This is a genomic window from Paenibacillus sp. A3, assembly GCF_001399685.1.
Lineage (GTDB): Bacteria > Bacillota > Bacilli > Paenibacillales > NBRC-103111 > Paenibacillus_G.
Genome location: NZ_JTHN01000026.1, coordinates 1 through 19,312, shown reverse-complemented (window position 1 = coordinate 19,312; position 19,312 = coordinate 1). Strand labels below are relative to the sequence as shown.

The 19,312-nt window shown below is 54.2% G+C and carries 18 protein-coding genes; 13 read left to right on the top strand and 5 right to left on the bottom strand.

All coding sequences use genetic code 11. From position 1 onward, the window contains the following. Positions 1 to 1,633 (top strand): ABC transporter substrate-binding protein (locus tag QJ48_RS03290; RefSeq protein WP_054972228.1); only part of this gene is annotated, 1,633 nt, incomplete at its 5' end. Between the two features lie 33 nt (positions 1,634 to 1,666). Continuing rightward, complete coding sequence (locus QJ48_RS03285) at positions 1,667 to 2,233, top strand: GNAT family N-acetyltransferase (RefSeq protein WP_054972227.1); 567 nt, start codon at positions 1,667 to 1,669, stop codon at positions 2,231 to 2,233. Positions 2,234 to 2,298: 65 nt separating this feature from the next. Here QJ48_RS03285 and QJ48_RS03280 read toward each other — a convergent pair whose 3' ends face one another. Both QJ48_RS03280 and QJ48_RS03275 read right to left on the bottom strand, forming a co-directional pair. Next, positions 2,299 to 3,939: a zf-HC2 domain-containing protein gene (locus tag QJ48_RS03280; protein ID WP_054972226.1), complete on the bottom strand. Its 1,641-nt coding sequence runs from the start codon at positions 3,937 to 3,939 to the stop codon at positions 2,299 to 2,301. After that, positions 3,920 to 4,486, bottom strand: coding sequence for an RNA polymerase sigma factor (locus QJ48_RS03275; RefSeq protein WP_054972225.1), 567 nt, complete (start codon positions 4,484 to 4,486; stop codon positions 3,920 to 3,922). Before QJ48_RS03275 ends, QJ48_RS03280 begins: the two co-directional genes overlap by 20 nt. Positions 4,487 to 4,795: 309 nt before the next feature. On the opposite strand from QJ48_RS03275, the gene QJ48_RS03270 reads away from it, so the two are divergent. The 7 genes from QJ48_RS03270 to QJ48_RS03240 are packed head-to-tail and all read left to right on the top strand — an operon-like array spanning position 4,796 to position 11,007. After that, on the top strand, positions 4,796 to 5,305 hold the full coding sequence (locus QJ48_RS03270; protein WP_054972224.1) for a biotin/lipoyl-containing protein: 510 nt from the start codon (positions 4,796 to 4,798) through the stop codon (positions 5,303 to 5,305). Between the two features lie 34 nt (positions 5,306 to 5,339). After that, complete coding sequence (gene accC, locus QJ48_RS03265) at positions 5,340 to 6,710, top strand: acetyl-CoA carboxylase biotin carboxylase subunit (protein WP_054972223.1); 1,371 nt, start codon at positions 5,340 to 5,342, stop codon at positions 6,708 to 6,710. Between the two features lie 14 nt (positions 6,711 to 6,724). After that, positions 6,725 to 7,495, top strand: coding sequence for a 5-oxoprolinase subunit PxpB (gene pxpB, locus QJ48_RS03260; RefSeq protein WP_082420316.1), 771 nt, complete (start codon positions 6,725 to 6,727; stop codon positions 7,493 to 7,495). Next, positions 7,492 to 8,502, top strand: coding sequence for a biotin-dependent carboxyltransferase family protein (locus tag QJ48_RS03255; protein ID WP_054972222.1), 1,011 nt, complete (start codon positions 7,492 to 7,494; stop codon positions 8,500 to 8,502). The genes pxpB and QJ48_RS03255 overlap by 4 nt, the downstream gene beginning before the upstream one ends. A gap of 52 nt (positions 8,503 to 8,554) precedes the next feature. Then, entirely contained in the window at positions 8,555 to 9,328 is a 774-nt protein-coding gene (locus QJ48_RS03250; protein ID WP_054972221.1) for a LamB/YcsF family protein, read from the top strand. Between the two features lie 16 nt (positions 9,329 to 9,344). Beyond that, positions 9,345 to 10,067 carry a DUF969 domain-containing protein gene (locus QJ48_RS03245; RefSeq protein ID WP_054972220.1) on the top strand — a complete coding sequence of 241 codons (723 nt, stop codon included), beginning with the start codon at positions 9,345 to 9,347 and terminating at the stop codon, positions 10,065 to 10,067. Beyond that, positions 10,057 to 11,007: a DUF979 domain-containing protein gene (locus QJ48_RS03240; RefSeq protein WP_054972219.1), complete on the top strand. Its 951-nt coding sequence runs from the start codon at positions 10,057 to 10,059 to the stop codon at positions 11,005 to 11,007. Before QJ48_RS03245 ends, QJ48_RS03240 begins: the two co-directional genes overlap by 11 nt. 22 nt (positions 11,008 to 11,029) lie before the next feature. Here the strand turns inward: QJ48_RS03240 and QJ48_RS03235 are convergent, their stop codons facing one another. Continuing rightward, complete coding sequence (locus tag QJ48_RS03235; protein ID WP_054972218.1) at positions 11,030 to 11,788, bottom strand: IclR family transcriptional regulator; 759 nt, start codon at positions 11,786 to 11,788, stop codon at positions 11,030 to 11,032. 110 nt (positions 11,789 to 11,898) lie between these two features. Here QJ48_RS03235 and pcp point away from each other — a divergent pair, with 110 nt between their 5' ends. Together pcp and QJ48_RS03225 are read left to right on the top strand one after the other, a co-directional pair. Beyond that, a complete protein-coding gene (gene pcp / locus QJ48_RS03230) occupies positions 11,899 to 12,549 on the top strand; it encodes a pyroglutamyl-peptidase I (protein ID WP_054972217.1) in 651 nt (216 codons plus the stop codon). Between the two features lie 139 nt (positions 12,550 to 12,688). Next, positions 12,689 to 13,327 carry a DedA family protein gene (locus QJ48_RS03225; RefSeq protein WP_054972216.1) on the top strand — a complete coding sequence of 213 codons (639 nt, stop codon included), beginning with the start codon at positions 12,689 to 12,691 and terminating at the stop codon, positions 13,325 to 13,327. Between the two features lie 53 nt (positions 13,328 to 13,380). Here QJ48_RS03225 and QJ48_RS03220 read toward each other — a convergent pair whose 3' ends face one another. Both QJ48_RS03220 and QJ48_RS03215 read right to left on the bottom strand, forming a co-directional pair. Beyond that, positions 13,381 to 14,856 (bottom strand): ABC transporter substrate-binding protein, encoded by a 1,476-nt coding sequence (locus QJ48_RS03220; protein WP_054972229.1) that lies wholly within the window; start codon positions 14,854 to 14,856, stop codon positions 13,381 to 13,383. A 142-nt stretch (positions 14,857 to 14,998) separates the two neighbouring features. Beyond that, on the bottom strand, positions 14,999 to 16,228 hold the full coding sequence (locus QJ48_RS03215) for a cytochrome P450 (protein ID WP_054972215.1): 1,230 nt from the start codon (positions 16,226 to 16,228) through the stop codon (positions 14,999 to 15,001). Positions 16,229 to 16,585: 357 nt separating this feature from the next. Between QJ48_RS03215 and QJ48_RS03205 the strand changes: the two genes are divergently transcribed. Both QJ48_RS03205 and QJ48_RS03200 read left to right on the top strand, forming a co-directional pair. Continuing rightward, complete coding sequence (locus tag QJ48_RS03205) at positions 16,586 to 17,929, top strand: hypothetical protein (protein ID WP_054972213.1); 1,344 nt, start codon at positions 16,586 to 16,588, stop codon at positions 17,927 to 17,929. Positions 17,930 to 18,134: 205 nt separating this feature from the next. After that, entirely contained in the window at positions 18,135 to 19,124 is a 990-nt protein-coding gene (locus QJ48_RS03200; protein ID WP_054972212.1) for a right-handed parallel beta-helix repeat-containing protein, read from the top strand. Positions 19,125 to 19,312 lie beyond the last annotated feature (188 nt).

The following is a 19,312-nucleotide window of genomic DNA, read 5'->3' as shown; positions in this document are numbered from 1 at the left end:
CGGCCGCGGCCGCGGGCACGTATCCCGGGTCCGCTTTTTGAAGGAGCCGCAGGAGCTGCTGCTGGAGCTGTCGAAGCAGGCGATGCAGGGCGGCCGTCTGAACGACGCGCTTCAGTGGTTGGAGCGGTTCGGCCAGGGAACGGATACGAAGGAACGGTTCATGGCATGGCTATCCGATTATTTCGGCTATAAGAAGGAAACGGCCGACAGCCAGCCGGTCGATACGCTGCGTTTTCCGGTGTTCCGGTCCATTCTGACTCTTGATCCCGGGCGGATGGTTTATGCGTTCGAGGCGCATTTGATGAAGCAGCTGTATAACACGCTGGTCACCTTTAACGAGCAGCGGCAGACGGTAGAGCCGCAGGTCGCCCACTATTGGGAATGCAGTCCGGATCACCTCGCATGGAAATTTTATTTGCGGAGAGGCGTAATGTTCCACCATGGCCGCGAATTGACGGCTCACGACGTCGCCTTTTCGCTGCGGAGGCTCATGCGCGAGACGGACCCCTTGACGCAGCGCTGGCTGGTTCAAGGCTTCGAGGAAGTGCGTGTGCTGGACGAGCGGGTCGTCGAAATCCGGCTGCGTTCGCCGAATCATTTGCTGCTGCGCTATTTATGCTTCCCCGCCACCAGCATTTTGCCCGAAGAGCTGGTCGACGGCAGGGAGGAGGCGTTCGCGCTCGCGCCGGTCGGCAGCGGTCCGTTCCGCTTGGAGCTGTGGAACGAGAGCCGGTGCGTACTGACGGCGAACCCCTATTATTTCGAGGGCCGGGCGCATTTGGACCGGGTCGAGGTGGTGTTCCTGCCTCCGGAAGAATTGCACAGCTTTCAAGCCGGCGATTCCGAAAAGATGCTGTGCAATCACGACGGCGCAACCTATCCGGTGCGGCATCATTGGGAGCGCATCGAGCTGTTGAACAACGGCTGTACGCTGTTGTCCTACAATATGAAGCAGGGCGGACCGCAGCAGGACGTGCGGTTTCGCAAAGCGCTTCATCATCTGGCCGACCGGAAGAGCATGGTGGAGCAGCTGGGCGAAAACCGCCGCTTTCCCGCAACGGGAATGCAGCCTCACGATTATTTGGGGCAGGAGGATCATGCGTTCGATCCGGCCGTCGCCCGGAAGCTTCTGAACGAGATGGGCTACGCAGGGGAGCCGTTCCGGATCGCCGCCATCTGGAAGCATCTGGCGGATGCGCACTGGCTCCGGGACCGCTGCCGGGAGTTCGGGATCGAAGCGGAGGTCGTCTGCTATGAGATCGATGAGCTGGCCCGGCGGTTCCGGGACCGTAATTTGAACGCGGAGGCGCTGCTGCATCAATTCGTGATCGACGAAGGGGAAGTGTCGCTGCTGGAGCTGTATTTGCGCGAAGGCAGCTACATCCGCCTCGTCATGGACGAAGAATTGAGCGCGCGCGTAGACAAAATTGCGTCCGACCTGCTGGCCTCTCCTTCGCCCGAATACCGCAAGCACCGGATGCAGGAGCTGGAGGCGCTTCTGAACCACGAGCACGTTGCGCTGTTTCTTTTGTTCAAAGGGCTGCAGACGGTGCACGACCCGTCCTTGCGCGGGGTAACGATTAATTCGCTCGGCTGGATCGATTTCAAAAATGTTTGGCTGCAGTCCGTGTAAGACTTACGCGGCCTAAGCCTGAGGAGGATTCTAGTGATACGACAAGCGCAACCGGGAGACGCAGCTAGCGTCATACCGCTCATTTATTCCGCCATCGGCGATATTGCGTTTACTTTGACGGGCACCACCGACCCGGAGCAAGCGCAGCATATTTTGCGCGAATTTTACGAGCGCAAGGGCAACCGGCTCAGCTACGAGAATACGCTCGTCGCGGAGCGTGACGGACTGCCGGTCGGCTTTATTTTGTTTTACCACGGCAGCCGTACGGCCGAATTGGACCGGCCGCTCGCCGAGCGGCTTGCCGGGATCGGTCAACCCGACGTCAAAATTACGAAGGAAGCGCGGGACGACGAATTTTATCTGGATTCGCTTGCCGTCGATCCGGCCTATCAAGGACAGGGCATTGCCAAGGCTTTGATGGAGGCGTTCGAAGCGGAAGCCGCAAGGCGAGGATACGACAAAGTATCGCTGATCGTCGAGGAAAGCAACGGCAAGGCGAGACGATTGTACGAGGCCAAGGGCTACGAAGCGGACGGCCGGCTGGAGGTCAGCGGGCATTTATACGATCATATGGTGAAGCGGGTCGTTCCCGCGGAATAAAAAAGCGAACCTCAAGTCCGGCGTAGGGGCTTGAGGTTCGTCGCTTTTAAAAGCGTGTTTGGTTGTTATTCAGGCTTAGGCTTGCCAAGCGGAACTTTCCAATCGATAGCCGCTTTTTTGTTTAAAGCCACGCTTTCAAGCGTAATGTTCTTCGGCATTTTCTCAACATCCCGGATGATGATGACTTTGCGGAACTTGTAATTTCCGTTCTCATCTTGTTTCAGCCTTGTCGGGTCCCAGACGACCCATTCCTTTTCTTGATTGTCCACTTTGACCTTCCAATTTGTCAGATTGACCGTCTCTTTGTCGAGACGTCCTTCTACTTCGATAAAGATACCTTTATCGCCAACAGGAGCAATTTCCTGGTCAACTGGCAAGCCATTGACTTGACGTACGGGGACTTCCTTCAGGCCGTCATCTGTCTTTAACTCGACTTTGGTGATTTTTAATGTTTTTCCTCCGCCCAAATCTTTTACCAGCGGCTTCTTGGCTATCGCCTGCGGATCCAGGTTTAAGTCCAATCCGAGCTTATCGTACGAATGGAACGACGTTAATTCAAAGGTATAATCATCGTCCTCTTTGAATCGCTTGAATTGGTACCCAAGACCTGCCATTGAATCCGATCCTGCTACGTTTCCAACATAGTTCACATCTTGAAGGCCGGCAGGATCATAAACGGCGACGGCCTCGCCTTGCTTGTTTGTCACTTGGAATCCAAACTGGGTCGGCCCATACTCGTTCGCCCATCCATGTTTTGAATCGACAAAGACCGCAGCAATACTCGATACGGAATTGATGGATTGCCAGCCTTTCAGATTAAGAATAGTTCCGTTCGGAAAAGTGAAATTCTTATCGGTTATGACGAACCCTGACTTCTCTTTCAATTCCTTGACATTGATCGGGGCGGTCAGGTGCCATTTTCCTTCCTTGCCTGCTACTTTGTTGACTTCGACATGAAGCACAATTTTCTCCGGCAGCTTCTCGAACATCTCGGGAATCAGGTGGATACTTATCAGGGATGAATCATTTTTATACCCGGTCGCATGAATTAGAGAGCGGTCAATAAGCTTGTTACCTTGTTCATCCGTGACATATACGTCGTTTTTTCTTGACTCATCCTCTTCATTCCCATACCCGTAAAAATCCAGTTGCTTCTCATCCATGTTAAACCTGAACGGTTTGGCCGTATCTTCGTACGAAAGCCGGACTCCATTTTTCAAAAATTCGTACTGCACCGAGATCTGGTCCGGGGTGATCGCAGCATTTGTTACTTTGAACACGATGTCCTGATCCTTCGTCTCGGCTTGAAGATTCAACAGCGATTGCACGTACGATGCGAACGTCGGCGATGTGTAGGCGCCGATGGATATCGCGATGGCCAAGCCGGCGGCGGTGACAACCATTTTTTTCTTCATACTGCCCCTCCAACATGTATTTAAGATGAGATCGATCGTTTTCAATTTCGGTTCGGTCTTATTCTCCGCAGCTTTACTGGAGATTGCTGCCATGATTTCGTTCGTGAACGAGTCTGGCAAAGGAAGAGCGTCGCTTAAGGCGTCGAAGGCGGCAAAATCACTCATGCAGCTTTCAAGCGCCGTTCGGCAAGCGGAACACGCTGCGAGGTGACTGTCCATCTGCTGCCGCTCCTGCAGGGGGACTTCCCCGTCCAGGTATGCCATCATTTGTTCAAATATCAAGCATTTCATGCAGACCGCCTCCTTGTTCGCTTGCCGTAAGGACTTCGCGCAGTTTTTTTCGGGCCCGGTACAGGCGTACTTGCACTGTATCGGGAGGAAGATCCAGCACCTCGCCAATTTCCTTATAGCTCAGCTCCTGAGTATGGCGAAGCAGCAGCACGGTACGGTAGCTCTCCGGCAAGGCCATGACCTGCTCCCGCAGGGAAGCCGCCCGCTCCTTGGCCAGACATATGCTTTCGGGCGTCAGGGTGTCCGCGAACTCCAGATCGTGGATCGGGACGCTCTTGACCGGTTTCCGGCGCCGCAGCTCGTCGATGGCACGGCAGTAGGCAATGCGATAGAGCCAGGTAAAAAATTGACTGGACCCTGTGAACGTGTCCAATTGGAAGTATGCCTTGATAAACACTTCCTGGGCTAAATCCTGAGCGTCTTGCGCTTCACCGAGCATCCGAAACAAAAAGACATAAATCCGGTGCTTGTATTTGTTGACGAGCCCGGCATAGGCTTCCTGCTCGCCCTGCCGCACGCGCTCGATAAGTGCCAGATCATCCTGCATGCAACATCCTCCAATAACCAAAGCTTCGGTATGAGGCCTCATCCGATTTTGCTCGTTCAATAGATTTAGACGGAAATTTTGCAATAATCTTACACTGCCGTTGAAAAGAAATGTTGTTTTTATGATGTGTAAACCGAAGCGCTATGTCAATTTATATTTCGATGTTAAAAAACATCACATAGCATCTTGTTTTTTTAGAAAGATGTTGCTACAATCAAACTATTAAAAAACGGAACTCAAATTCCGAAATTCGGTACAACAAGATGTTGACTCATCATTTCGACGAATTCCTTTCAAGGAGGCGGCAACGTGTTTACGAAGCAAGAGCTGCAAGACATCATCGAACTGATCGGCCGGTCACCCGTTCAGAAGTTTAAATACTCGGATGGGACGGCAAAACTATTGATAGTGAAAGACAACGCTGCCTTATCGCCAAAAGCGGACAAACGCAGCTCGAAACCGGCGGTGGAGCCCATGGCGGATCATGCGGAAGCAGGCGCTGCGGGCGCGAAGCCTTCGGAACCCGACGGCGAGCATCCGGCAATAGCCGAAAAGAACACAGAGGCGGATGCCCCCAAGCTCATCGAGATCGTCGCGCCAACGATCGGCACATTCTACGCGTCCGCCGAGCAGGGAGCGGCGCCTTATGTGCAGGTCGGAGACAGGGTGACTCCGGAGAAGGTGGTTTGCGTGTTGGAGGCCATGAAGCTGTTTACGGAAGTATCGGCCAAGGTGTCGGGAGAAATCGTGGAGATTGCCGTCGAGAACGGGCAATTCGTGGAATACGGGCAGCCGCTCTTTATCGTAAAACCCGAGTAATCGCGTGAACTAAACGGATGGAAGGGAGCATCTCATGTTTAAGAAAGTATTGATTGCCAATCGGGGAGAAATCGCCGTTCGCATTATTAGGGCATGTAAAGCACTGGATATGAAAACGGTTGCGGTATACTCCCAAGCGGACAAATCATCCTTGCATGTGAGCATGGCGGACGAAGCCTACTGTATTGGACCGACAGCGGCCAAGGACAGCTATCTGAATGCGGCCCGTCTGATCGCGGTTGCTTTGCATGCGGGGGCCGACGCCATTCATCCCGGCTACGGATTTCTGTCCGAAAATGCCGATTTTGCGGAAACGTGTGAAGAATACGGCATCGCGTTTATCGGACCGGACGCGGAAGCGATCCGCAAGATGGGCGACAAGGCCGTGGCCAAAGAAACGATGCGGCAGGCAGGCGTTCCGGTCGTTCCGGGTACGGACGGCATCATCGACCGGGTGGAAGACGCTCTTCGGATGGCGGCGGAAATCGGCTATCCGGTCATCGTGAAAGCAACCGCTGGCGGCGGAGGGAAAGGGATGAGGGTCGCCCAGGACGAAAAGCAGCTGGCCGACGTCATCCAGCAAGCGCGGAAAGAAGCGGATGCGGCTTTCGGCAATTCCGGCGTCTATCTGGAAAAATATTTGGAAGGTCCGAGGCACGTCGAAGTGCAAATTATGGCCGACCAAGAGGGCCAAGTCGTCTATCTTGGCGAGAGGGACTGTTCGATTCAACGACGCCACCAGAAGCTGGTGGAAGAGGCGCCGTCCCCTGCGATCGATAGCGAATTGCGGGAACGAATGGGCGCTGCGGCCGTCGCCGCCGCCAAAGCGGTCCATTATCGCGGCGCAGGCACCGTGGAATTTCTGCTGGACCGGCATGGACGGTTTTATTTTATGGAAATGAACACCCGCATTCAGGTCGAACATCCGGTCACGGAAATGGTCACCGGGATCGACCTCATCAAAGAACAGTTGACCGTGGCGGCAGGCAGCCCGCTTTCGTTCCGGCAAGAGGACATCCGCATCAACGGATGGGCGATGGAGTGCCGAATCAATGCCGAGAACCCGGCTCAAGATTTTATGCCCTCGCCGGGCAAAGTTACGGCGTACACGCCTCCCGGGGGCTTCGGTGTCCGGGTCGACAGCTCGGTGTATGCCGGCTATCAGATTACGCCGTTCTACGATTCCATGGTCGCGAAGCTCATTGTGTGGGGCAAAGACCGGCAGGATGCCATCCTCCGAATGAGAAGGGCTCTGGACGAGTTTGTGATCGACGGGATCAAGACGACGATTCCGTTCCATCGGCAATTGATGGAGCACGGGACGTTCGTATCGGGCGATTTTGACACCAAGTTCCTGGAAACGCATGAAATCCTTCCGGAACGTTCGGCGAACGAACATCGATGAAAAGAGGTGACAGCATGCCTGACAACCAGCGCGAAGAGCGGATGGAGCCGGAAATATACCCGTTGGGCGATGCTGCGGTTTCCGTCCAATTGGGCAGCGGCATCGATCCGAAGACGCACCGCCAAGTTCAAGCTCTGACCGCCTATCTTGAGCGGCATCCGTTTCCAGGGCTGATCGAAATCGTTCCGGCCTTTGTGACGGTTACCGTTTTTTACGATCCCATGATGCTGCGCGACCCGGTGACGGGGGAAAGCTGCAGAGCGCGAGACGGCCGCGGGTTCCGCTCCCCATATGAGATGATCCAAGGCATCATCAAGCGGGCGGTCGCTAATTTGGATAACACCTTTGAAAGCGCTTCGAATATTGTTCGCATTCCTGTATGCTACGGAGGCGAACTGGGGCCGGATTTGAACAGCGTAGCCGAATATCACGGATTGACTCCCGAGGAAGTCATCGAAATCCATTCGTCTCAAGATTATTTGGTCTATATGATCGGGTTCGCTCCGGGCTTCCCTTACTTGGGCGGGTTGTCCGAACGCATCGCAACCCCGCGGCGAAGCACGCCGCGGCTGCAGATTGAGGCGGGAACGGTAGGCATCGGAGGAAACCAGACCGGGATTTATCCGATCTCCACGCCGGGAGGATGGCAGCTTATCGGAAGGACGCCGCTGCCGTTATTTCGCCCCGACGATTCTTCGCCCAGTTTGTTGAAGGCGGGAGATATCGTGCGATTCCAGCCGATCGGGCTTAAACAATTCGAAGAGTGGAAAGAGGACAGCACATGAGCATGCAGATCGTCAATCCGGGACTCTTGACCACGATACAGGATAAAGGGAGGTTCGGATTTCAACAGCAGGGGGTTATCGTCAGCGGGGCTATGGACACGTTCGCGCTTCGTGCGGCGAATGTCTTGGTCGGCAACGAAGAGAATGCAGCCGCCTTGGAAGTCACGTTAATGGGAACGGTCATCCGTTTTGAAGCCGATTCGCTCATTTCCATCTGCGGCGGAAATTTGTCGCCCACAATTGAAGGAGAGCCGGTTCCTTTATGGAGGCCCCTCTTGATCAAAGAAGGCTCGACGCTCGAATTTGGGCCGTGCCGGTCGGGCGCCCGCGCTTATTTGGCGGTAGCGGGCGGAATCGATGTTCCGCCGGTGATGCACAGCCGCAGCACCTATCTTCGGGCGGAAATTGGAGGGCATGAAGGGAGAGCCTTGAAGGCCGGCGACCAGCTTGGCTTCGGTCTTCCTTCCGACACAGCGGACGGTTACATGAAAACCCGGCAGGCTGCTCTTCGTGCGAAGAGGTGGCTGGCAGCGGAATGGTTCATGGGAAACGAGGCGCTGCCCGCCTATGCCAAAGATCCCGTGATCCGGGTGATCCGGGGCCGGGAATACGATGCTTTTACGGAAGAAAGCCAAACTGCGTTTGTCACCCGGACCTTCCGGATTACGCCGCAGTCGGACCGGATGGGTTACCGATTGCAGGGGGAGAAGCTGGCTTTTAAGGAATCGCTGGAGACACTATCTGAAGCGGTTTCATTCGGTACCGTGCAGGTGCCGCCTGAAGGGAATCCGATTGTGCTGATGGCAGACCGGCAAACGATCGGAGGCTATCCAAGAATCGCGCAGGTCATCACGGCGGATCTTCCCGTTTTGGCTCAAGCCAAGCCCGGAGACGGCATCCGTTTCGCCGAAGTTTCTTTGCAGGAGGCCGAGGAGCTTTATATCCGGAAAGAACTGGAATTCGAACAATTGACCAGGGCGATTAAGCTTTATTTGAAGGCCCGGTGAATGACGCCCGGCGGTGCGTTATCCGCTGAAATTTGAAAGGAGGCGGCAGCTTATGTATGTGGTGGATTTAAATTGCGATCTCGGGGAAAGCTTCGGGGCCTATAAGCAGGGGAACGACGAGGAAATGCTGCGGCTTGTCACTTCGGTGAACATCGCTTGCGGCTTCCACGCCGGAGATCCCGGTACGATGCGTCAAACCGTTAAGTCCGCGCTGGATAACAAGGTGGCCATCGGCGCCCATCCGGGGCTTCCGGACTTAATCGGTTTCGGCCGGCGGAATATGGATATTTCGCCGCAGGAAGCGTTCGATATGGTCGTCTACCAAATCGGGGCGCTGTACGGCTTCGTCCAAGCAGAGGGCGGCGTGATGCGTCACGTCAAGCCGCACGGGGCATTATACAATATGGCGGCCCGCAGCGCCAAGCTGGCCGAGGCGATTGCGGAGGCCGTATACAAGGTCAATCCGCAGCTGATCTTGTACGGCCTGTCCGGAAGCGAGCTGATTCGCGCGGGGGCCAAACTCGGCTTGCTGACGGCAAGCGAGGTGTTTGCCGACCGTACCTATCAAGCGGACGGAAGCCTGACTCCGCGCAGCCAACCGGATGCTTTGATCAACGATCCGTCGGCCGCCGTCAAGCAAATTATGAACATGGTGAAGGAAGGAACGGTCAGATCGCAGCAGGGGACGGATGTTCCCATCCTGGCCGAGACGATCTGTATCCATGGCGACGGGAAGCATGCCGTGGAGTTCGCCCGCGGGATCCGGGACATGCTCCAAGCCGAAGGAATTACGCTAGTGCCAGCTCACGTTAATCGCAACATCTAAAGGGAGGAATACATTTATGTTGACGCTGCTTGGAGTCCTGATTGTCATCGTCGGCTTCGCCCTGCGCTTTAATCCGCTGCTTGTCGTTTGCGCCGCCGGGATTGTAACCGGAATTGCCGGCCATCTGTCATTCGGCGAAATTTTGACGACCTTCGGTAATGCTTTCGTTTCCAACCGCTACTTGTCTTTGTTTATTCTCACGCTGCCGGTCGTCGGCCTGTTGGAACGCTACGGTCTGAAGGAGCAGTCGCAGCAGCTGATCGGCAAAATTAAAGCGGCCACGACAGGCCGGCTGCTGCTGGTTTACTTGTTCGTCCGTCAAGCGACCGCGGCCATAGGGCTGACAAGCCTCGGCGGGCACGCCCAGATGGTTCGTCCACTTATTTCTCCGATGGCCGAAGGCGCGGCCGCGCATAAACACGGACCGTTGCCCAAAAACGTTTCCGACCGGATCAAAGCGTATTCCGCATCGACGGACAATGTAGGACTGTTTTTTGGAGAGGACGTATTTATCGCTTTTGGCGCCGTATTGCTGATCCAAGGTTTCTTGGCGCAGAATGGCGTTCAAGTGGAGCCTCTGCACGTTTCCTTATGGGGGATTCCGACGGCCATTGCTGCTTTTGTGATTCATGGTATAAGGCTGTATCTGTTCGACCGCAAAATCAAGCAGCTTATCGATTCGGAACCGTCCGGCTCGTCGGAAGCAACCATGGAAGAGGTGCAAAGCCATGCTCGTTAATCTCGAATATATTTATTATGTTGCGGCGGTCTTCTTGATCATTATCGCAGGTCTCAGCCTGAAGGATACAAGCAATCCGAAACGGCTGCTGACGGCGGCGTTTTGGGCGCTTTTCGCCGTATCGTTTGCTTTCGGCAAGCTTATTCCTCCGATGTACATGGGGATCATCGTCATTGTTATGGCGGTCATTGCCGGCTTCGGCGGCGTGCGGCCGGGCAGGCATAAGCAAGCCTCGGATGAAGAGCGGGCGGCTTCGGCAGCGAAATACAAAAACAAGCTGTTTCTGCCGATTCTGATGATTCCCCTTCTGACGCTGATCGGAGCTACCTTGCTCAAGGATGTGACCATCGGCGGCTTGCGACTGCTGGACAAGTCCAACGTCACGCTGGCCAGCCTTGGCGTAGCGTGTGTGCTGGCATACCTCGTGGCCATAGCGCTGACCAAACAAAAAAGCATCGTCCCGGTGAAGGAATCGCGGCGCTTGCTCGATTCCATCGGATGGGCTGCCGTGCTTCCGCAAACGCTCGCCAGCTTGGGAGCCCTGTTCTCCGCCGCGGGGGTCGGCAAAGTGATCGCGGAGCTGGTCGGTTCTTCCATTCCGGTGGACAACCGTCTGCTCGTCGTAGCCGCCTATTCCATCGGGATGGCTGTATTCACGATGATCATGGGCAACGCTTTCGCTGCGTTCCCGGTTATGACAGCCGGCATCGGCCTTCCGCTGCTCGTAGGCATGCATGGGGCCAATCCGGCGATCATGTCCGCCATCGGCATGCTGTCCGGCTACTGCGGAACCCTGATGACGCCGATGGGCGCCAACTTTAACATCGTGCCGGCTGCGTTGCTCGACTTGCCCAAGTATAGCGTCATCAAGGCCCAAGTGCCGACAGCGTTGATCTTGTTGGCGGCCAATATCGTACTGATGTATGTTCTTGCTTTTTAGCGGCTGCCCGCCGCACCTCGTGTCAATGCTCTAAATATCCCATATTTTTGGAAATCGCTTTACCCGCGGCGACGGTCTTCTCGATTAATTCCGGCAGCCGCTGTTCGGTAAAGCGGTTTTCCAATCCGGAGATGCTTAGACCCGCAATGACTTGCCCGCTATAATTATAAATAGGAACGGCTACGGCCGAAGTAAAATTGCGCAGCTCCGAATGACTGATCGTGTAGCCGCGCGTTTTGGCTTCTTGAATCGATTCGAGAAGCTTCCGCTTATCGGTGATTGTGCCGTCCGCGTAGGCGACGAGCGGTGTTTCTTCAATATACTTTTGCAGCTCCTGCGACGACATGAACGAGAGCAAAATCCGCGGACAGGCTCCGGCGTAAAGAGCGGCTCTACGGCCGATTTGGGTGAACACCCTTACCGGCTGAGTCGTATCCACCTTCTCGATGTAGATCGCTTCGTTCCCTTCCCGGATGACCAGATTGGCGGCCTCTTCCACATCGTCCCGCAGCTGCTTCATGACCGGCAGGGCGATTTTGCGGATATCGAGGCGCTCCTTGACCAGCTGCCCGAATTGCAGGAACATGAAGCCGAGCTCGTATTTTCCTTCCGGGGTTTTGGCAAGCAAGCCCATTTCCTCAAGCGAGCCGATCATGCGGTGCACGGTTGTTTTCGCTTGTCCCGACAACGTCGACATTTCTTGCAGGGATAGCTGTTCATAGGTTAGAAAAAGATCCAGAATCTCTTTGGCTTTGACGACGGTTTTGTTCTTATTCTGCATGACAACCTCCAACTCATTCCGTATATCGGAACGCTGCTTCAATTATATTAAAATATGAAAATACATTCCAGCTTTGAAACCAGCTTTTATATAGCGAGGGGGATACGATAGTGGAAAACATTCTTGTTACCGGGTTTGATCCTTTCGGAGGGCAGACGCTGAATCCCGCTTTGGAAGCCGTCCGGAGGCTGCAGGGAATAACGGTGGACGGCCATAGAGTGGAGACCCGCGAGATCCCGACGGTGTTCGATAAATCGATTGAGCGGCTGCTTGCGGCTGTGTCGGAAATCAAGCCGAAGCTCGTCATTTGTGTCGGTCAAGCCGGCGGTCGGCCGGATATTACGGTCGAAAGGATCGCCATTAATATCAATGACGCCCGGATTGCCGACAATGACGGGCAGCAGCCGATCGATACGCCGGTCATCCCCGGGGGCCCCGCCGCCTACTGGTCCACGCTTCCGATTAAAGCCATGGTGAAGGAGATGAACGATCGCGGCATTCCGGCTTCCGTATCGCATACGGCTGGCACGTTCGTTTGCAATCATCTGTTCTACGGTTTGATGCATCATCTGGTAACGACGGGCAGCACGGCGGTTCGCGGAGGATTTATTCATATTCCGTTTTTGCCGGAACAAGCCGTCCAGCATAAAGGACAGCCGAGCATGAGTCTGGAGGCTGTCGTCAAAGGGCTGGAAGCAGGAATCGGGGCGGCAATCCGCTATCAAGAGGATATCGTCGTTTCAACAGGGCAGATCTGCTAACTGTCTTTAAGTCGTAGCTTTACCGAGACCAAAGGCCAGTTCCAAAACTAACCCTAAGGCCGTTATTGACGGTCCGTCATCCAGCTATACTTGGAATAGCTGATAGACAGACGGAATTTTGTCGATAAGGAGCCTGATCATGGAATGGATTAGTCAAATGTTTGGACAGTACGGTTACTTCGTCTTATTCTTCGGGTTGTTCGCCGAATCGCTGGCGCTGCCGTTTCCAGGGGAACTGGCTATGGCCATAGCGGGGCATATGGCTACCTTGGGCACGTTTCAACTGAGCTCTATTATCCTGGTGTCCTATCTCGGGGCAATTACCGGCACGTTCGTCACCTATATGCTGGGCCGACGGCTCGGCACCCCGTTTTTTGAAAAGTACGGCAAGTACTTCTTCCTCAAGCCGGAGCGTCTCCGCCAATTGACGGAATGGTTTGGGAAATACGGAGACAAGCTTATTCTGGTTAGTTATTTCGTCCCCGGTCTGCGGCACTTTACGGGCTACGTTGCCGGGATTCTCAAGGTCCGCTTCGGCACGCTTCTGCTCTACAACGGGATCGGCGGAATTTTGTGGGTCATGACTTATGTTACGGTAGGCCATATTTTTGGAGCGAAGATCGAGCAACTGCTGCATCTGATTACCCAATACTCCTTCGGGGCGGTCGTCGTTATTGCTCTGCTTGCGGGACTGGCGGTGCTTGCGAGGAAGAAAAAAGCGCTGCTGATCCAGTGGCTGCGTGCGAGGTATGAGGGGTTGCAGAAACTGGAAAAATAAAAAACAGCGGCGTCCGGGGCTTTATCCCCAGACGCCGCTGCTGTGTTTACACTTTAGTTTTTAGCCGGTTCGGCAGGCTTCTGATCTTTGCCTTCCTTCGCATTCTTGGCATCCTGCTCCTGCTTGGCTTTAATATAAATTTCCTGCCCTTTTTCCTGTATTGTCTTGAGCGCGTCGTCCACCGATTTCTTGCCTTCGATAACGGACTGGATTTCGTTTCCGGCCAACTCGTTGAACGGTTGATAAAAAAATTCGTACGGGATTTTGTTGTAGTTTTTGAAAAGGCTGTTCTCGCTCATTTTCAGCATATAGAACGGCTCCATACTGCGGCCCTCGCGTTCTTTGGCGTAAGCCGTTCGGGAAAGCATCGCCCCGTCTTCGGACTTGGTTAGCAGTCTGGCCATTTCATCGCTGTTGATATACTTGACGAGCTCCCAAGCCGCTCTCGGATTGGATGAGTTGGCATTGACGGCGAACAGCCCGGAAAGGGAGACGGAGTTCGAAACTTCCGGATTTTTCGGATCGACCGGCACGGTGACGATATCCCAGTTGACAGGCGTTACGTCTTTCAGCGTTTCCTTGGTGCGTTGAAGGCTGCTGATCATATAAGACCCTCCAACCGTCATGGCGAGTCTTCCGTTGGCGAACAAATCTTTCTTCATATGGTCTTCCATCGACATCGGCTTATTCGGATCGAATTTTTCGTCGTTGCCGGCAAACACCGCCCCCGATTTTAAAGCTTCCACTGTCGCTAGAAGCGCCTCTTTCCAGCCATCCGATTGGATCGTGACTGCTCCTTTGTCCGGATCGACGAAGGATAATCCGCTGGTCCCTCCGATACTGTTCATCATTTGAAAAGCAATCTGTTTCTTGTCATCCATAAAAGCATACGATGCGTTCTCCGCAAAGCCATAGATCCGGTTGTCGCCTTGCCCGTCCTTCGGGAACCGCTTGGCGAGGTCCAGCACTTCGTTCCAGGTCATCTTGTTTTTCGGCAACGGGACGCCGTGCTTCTCGAATAAATCCTTATTATAAAATAACGCCTGGCCGTAGAAGGAAGGGGTCAACCCGTATATATTGCCGTTGCCTTTTGCTTTGATCTGCTCCACGACGCTCGGCAAAATATTTTCGATGTCGAACTTGTCCTGACGAATGACGTCGTCGAGCTGGTACAGCTTGCCGTCATTGGCCCACTTCTCGAACATTTCCGGCGATTGGAACATGAGCACGTCCGGCTTCTCTTCTTCGACAAGCTTCTTGAATTCCTCGTCCGGATCCTTGCCGTCGGAGTAGAACCCTTGCATGGAAACGACTTGTACGTCAATATTCGGAAACTTTGCCGAGAACAAGTTGCCGTACTGCTGGAAGAAGTAGCTTTTGTCCCAGTATACGACCTTGATGCTTGCTTTCTCGTCTTTGCCGAGCTCCTTAAGCGTCTTGGACGGTTTGTCTCCTCCCCCGGAATTACATCCCGCAATCAGCACGGCTACAGCCAGTCCGGCCGTGAGCCCAATACGACTTCGTTTCATTGCTTTTTCTCCACCTTTTCCGAAAGACAGCATATTACCTTGCCGCGCCGTCTTTTCCAATTATTTCTTCATCCCACCCTAATAGACGGATGAAAGGCAGAAAAGAATTCATTTTTTTTCTAAATTTTTCTTTATAATTTCTTTACAATCCGTTCTCGAGGTCGAATTCGATCGGTAGCGCTTGAAGTCCGAAGAAGAAAGTGCTTGGAATCGGAGCAAGGGCGGCGCCTGGCGCCAGACGGATATTGGACAGCCTTCGCATCACGATGTCCAGTGCGATTTGGGCTTCCATGCGGCTAAGCATCGCTCCGAGGCAAAAATGGATGCCGAAGCCGAAGGCTACGTGGGGATTGGGCGAACGGTCGATGTCCAGCTCGTCGGGACGATCAAACAGTGCCGGATCGCGGTTGGCCGAAGCGAGCCAGAGGACCAGGACATCGTCCTTTTTCAAATGGCAGCCCCGAAGATCGATATCCTGTTTCGCATACCTCAGGAGCGCTTGAACCGGCGAATAAAACCGCAGCGTTTCTTCGATCATCGTTTTTAAACGTTCGGGGTTTCCGCAAACCGCGGGCTGCAGTTCGCTTCGTTCGGTAAGCAACCGTACGAAATTGCCGAGCAAATTCGTTGTCGTCTCGTTCCCGGCAATGAGCAGCAGGATGCAAAATTCCACCATTTGACTAAAGGTCAATTTTTCCCCGTCCACCTCGGCATGGACGATCTGGGAAATGAGGTCCTCACGCGGATCGCTCCGCCGAAGCTCGATCACCTGCCGGAAATACGCTTCCAGCTCCCGGCGCGCCTGCAACTGCTCGGTATACAGCCGCTCGAACGAATCGGGAGTGTCGTCCGCCGGCGATTTCACCATCGTATCGGACCAATGCTTGAACAAGGCGCGGTCGTTCTGCTCGACGCCGAGCATCTCCGCAATGACGATCACCGGAAGCGGATTGGCGAAGTCGGCGACAAAATCCATCTCTCCCCGCTGAACAACCCGGTCGATCAGCTCGTTCGCGATGCAGGCAATCTTCGCTTCGAGCTGCGAGATCGCCGTCGGAGCGAACGCTTTGCCGGCGATTTTGCGGAGCTTCGTATGCTGTGGCGGATCAAGCTCGAGGATGCTTTCAGGCAAGCTCAACGAATTTTCAAATTTTCCGGGAATAACGGAAGAGAAGCATTCGGGAGCCTTTAAAATTTGCATGATTTCCTGATAGCCGAAGATGTCCCAGCATTGTCTTGTTTCGTCGTAGCGTATCGGAGTCGTTTGTCTTAAGCGGTTGAGGGTAGGGAAAGGATTCAGAAAGGATGAGGGCAACTCGTTCTCTGACAACGGCAGGAATACTTTTTCCAGTTCCGGCGCTTCGTTCTTCAAATCTCCATCGCTCCTTTTGGGAAAAATTATAAAATTACATCTAAGGTAAATTTATACAAATGACGCGTGTATGTCAATTTTAGCTAAAAAAACGTTCTCCTGCTTGGCAGCATGCAACATTTGGCAGAGCACAGCGTCAATATCGTTTAGAAGCGCACTCCAAAGGGGGTTATTTCGCTGAAACGATATTTCCTGATCGGGTCGTCCACCGCGGCACTTGCCGTCACTCTCTTGATAGCCGGGTGCTCGGAAAAAAGCCCCGCTGAACAGCCGTCCGCCATCCAAGGAGGTCCGACAACCTCGACGAAGACGCTTGCCGCCGCACCGGCCGGTCCGCCGTCTCCAGGTGACCACTCGATGGAGGACGTACGAATCCGGCTTAAGGATGAGCCTCGGCTGCAAGCTCCCGTCGCGACGAATGTTGCGCCGACGAAGCAGCAGTTTACGCTGGAATTCCGCGAAGCGATGGACCGGACTTCGGTGGAAGCCGCCTTGCTGGAGCAAGCCAAGCAGTATACGGAGAAGGAAGGAGCCTTCGGGGACGGGATCGTGCCTTCCTTCGATTACCGGTGGGTCAACGATCGGGAGCTGGACTTGACGGTTGGGGAAATTTCACTGCCCGAGCCAGCGTTTCATTCATATCAGCTAAGCGTCTCGGGAGCGAAAACAAAGAGCGGGAGGACGCTTGGCGAAACGCCTTTGTTCAAAGGCGTGATCGAGCGGCCGAATCAATTGTGGAAAATGTCCGTAGGCGGCAAAAGCTCGGAGCCGCTCACTTCGTTCGATCAGCCTTACGGAATCGAAATGCTGGACGATTCGGGCAAGTTTCTGCTGCTCAGCCGTACGACTCATTATTGTCAATGCGACGCTCCCTTTGAAGGCATTTACACCGTGTACGACTTGCAGGAGAAAAAGTTTATCCCGTACCCCAATAAATTGATGCCCCGTTATATGGGAAGCGGGGCATTCGTCGCCGACCGCCGGGGCTTCTTTTACGAGCAGCCGGAGCAGTGGACGGAGATTCCGGCGAGCGATACGGCCGTTGCGGTCCGATTGAACGATTACGTGCATGGAGCGGGCTTCAGCAAAGACCGGACCCGGCTGATTATGGCTGTGGGGACAAGAGAGCAGGAGCGGGATCTCGACCTGCTTGTTTTCGATCTGAAGTCCGGAAAAGAACAGCGGCTGTCCAAGGCCTTAGTCGGCAGAGTGCCTTTTAGTCAGACGCATTCGGGCAGATGGCCTGTCGGTTTCGAGGACGACGGGGAGCGGGTATACGTCAGTATGGATGTGGACACCGGCCATGAAAAGCGGTACGTATACACTTGGAAAACCGGGAAGCTGGAGTCCTTGAACCTGCCGCTGCCCGACGATTTTTGGGGAGGGTTTACTCAAACGACTGACGGAGCGTATCAGTTTTATTACAACGCCGGAATTTATAAAGGCGCCGTCAAAATCTCGGAGGATACCCGAGGGGATGGAGACTGGATTAGCGGAACTCATCTGCTCCTCAGAACGGAAGAGAACCCGGATGCTTCCATGGACTCGGCATATAAGCAGGACCTCGTCGTGTTCGACGCGGACAAACGTGCGGAGCGCAAGATTGCCTCGGGCGTTTGGAACGGTACTTCGGTGGCTGGAAGCAGTCCTGACGGAAAGTGGATTTATCTCATTTCCGGCAAGCATTTAACGAAACCGTAATCGATCTGGAGCGCTGAAGCGGCGGCACCGGTGTGTGCGGCAATCCATCCGGCTTCGGCGCTCTGCATTTCTTCGTCGCCTATAGACGCGATTCACGAAAAAACTCCCATGCAATCTACGAATTGTACAAGCAGAATCCGATAGGTTTTGATAAACTGGATGTTGTAAGTGTTGTAAAAATAAACCTTTTCAGGAGGTGCGACGTGTGAAAAAAAGTTGGCGTTTCCGCTTGTCCTTTCTATCGTCCGTAATGCTGCTTGGCTCGGCGTTCCTCTCGGTTCCCGCTTCGTCGAAGGCGGCTTCCGTTACCTGCAGCACGGCTTCGTGCTTAACTAACGCACTGGCCCAGGCGGTGCCGGGAGACGTAATTACTTTAGCGGCGGGCGTGACGTTCAACGGCAAATTCGTAGCGGCGGCTAACGGAACCGCAACCGGCAAGATTACGCTGCAAAGCGCCAGCTCTTCGAACAAAGCCGAGCTGAACGGCGGCGGTACGGGGAGCGGCTATACGCTGCACGTGACAGGCGATCATTGGGTGATCAAGGATCTGAAAATTACGAACGCCAAAAAAGGGATTATGCTCGATCATGCCAATTACACGCTGATTGACGGGGCCGAGGTGTACCAGATCGGGGAAGAGGGTATTCATTACCGGGACGGCAGCTCCTACAATACGATTCGGAATTCGTATCTTCACGATATCGGCACCGTAACCCCTTCGTTCGGAGAAGCGATTTACGTCGGGTCCGACAAAGGAAAGTGGGGCACCTTTAACGCGGCGACCAACCACAACACGATTGCGAACAACACCATAGGACCGAATGTCGCTGCCGAGCATATCGACATTAAGGAAGGCTCTACGGGGACGCTTGTCGAGAACAATACGTTCGACGGTACCGGCATGAGCGGCGCCAACGCTGCGGACAGCTTCATCGATGTGAAAGGGAACAACGACGTGATCCGCAACAACACCGGCTACCGCAACGGCAACAGCAAAATCAAGGATGCGTTTCAGGTTCATCAGCGGGCGGCCGGCTGGGGACAAAACGCCTCTTTCACGAACAACACGGTCTATTTGGACAACACGACCGCTTATGTCGTGAACGCGGCCAGCGGAACGACCGCCAGCGCCTCCGGCAATACGCGCTACCCGGCCGGAAACATGTATACCGGCAGCGTCACGAGCGGAAAGTAGGCGAAACATCCGTCTCCGTCGAGCTTGCCTTAAGATCAAGCCTTGACTCGCTGAAGTCAGCCGAAGGCATATAATTATTACTTATAAAAACACGAAAAGAACCGTCTGCGCTTTAGCGTAGACGGTTCTCGGTCTGTTGAGAAAGGTTTTGACAAGATAGAGATACATAAGAGGTGGGGTATCCACTG

Coding starts and splice junctions, on each gene's coding strand:
- QJ48_RS03280 (WP_054972226.1), bottom strand. CDS start 3,939: ATGAAATGCTTGATATTTGAACAAATGATGGCATACCTGGACGGGGAA.
- QJ48_RS03275 (WP_054972225.1), bottom strand. CDS start 4,486: ATGCAGGATGATCTGGCACTTATCGAGCGCGTGCGGCAGGGCGAGCAG.
- accC (WP_054972223.1), top strand. CDS start 5,340: ATGTTTAAGAAAGTATTGATTGCCAATCGGGGAGAAATCGCCGTTCGC.
- pxpB (WP_082420316.1), top strand. CDS start 6,725: ATGCCTGACAACCAGCGCGAAGAGCGGATGGAGCCGGAAATATACCCG.
- QJ48_RS03255 (WP_054972222.1), top strand. CDS start 7,492: ATGAGCATGCAGATCGTCAATCCGGGACTCTTGACCACGATACAGGAT.
- QJ48_RS03250 (WP_054972221.1), top strand. CDS start 8,555: ATGTATGTGGTGGATTTAAATTGCGATCTCGGGGAAAGCTTCGGGGCC.
- QJ48_RS03245 (WP_054972220.1), top strand. CDS start 9,345: ATGTTGACGCTGCTTGGAGTCCTGATTGTCATCGTCGGCTTCGCCCTG.
- QJ48_RS03240 (WP_054972219.1), top strand. CDS start 10,057: ATGCTCGTTAATCTCGAATATATTTATTATGTTGCGGCGGTCTTCTTG.
- QJ48_RS03235 (WP_054972218.1), bottom strand. CDS start 11,788: ATGCAGAATAAGAACAAAACCGTCGTCAAAGCCAAAGAGATTCTGGAT.
- QJ48_RS03225 (WP_054972216.1), top strand. CDS start 12,689: ATGGAATGGATTAGTCAAATGTTTGGACAGTACGGTTACTTCGTCTTA.
- QJ48_RS03220 (WP_054972229.1), bottom strand. CDS start 14,856: ATGAAACGAAGTCGTATTGGGCTCACGGCCGGACTGGCTGTAGCCGTG.
- QJ48_RS03205 (WP_054972213.1), top strand. CDS start 16,586: ATGGAGGACGTACGAATCCGGCTTAAGGATGAGCCTCGGCTGCAAGCT.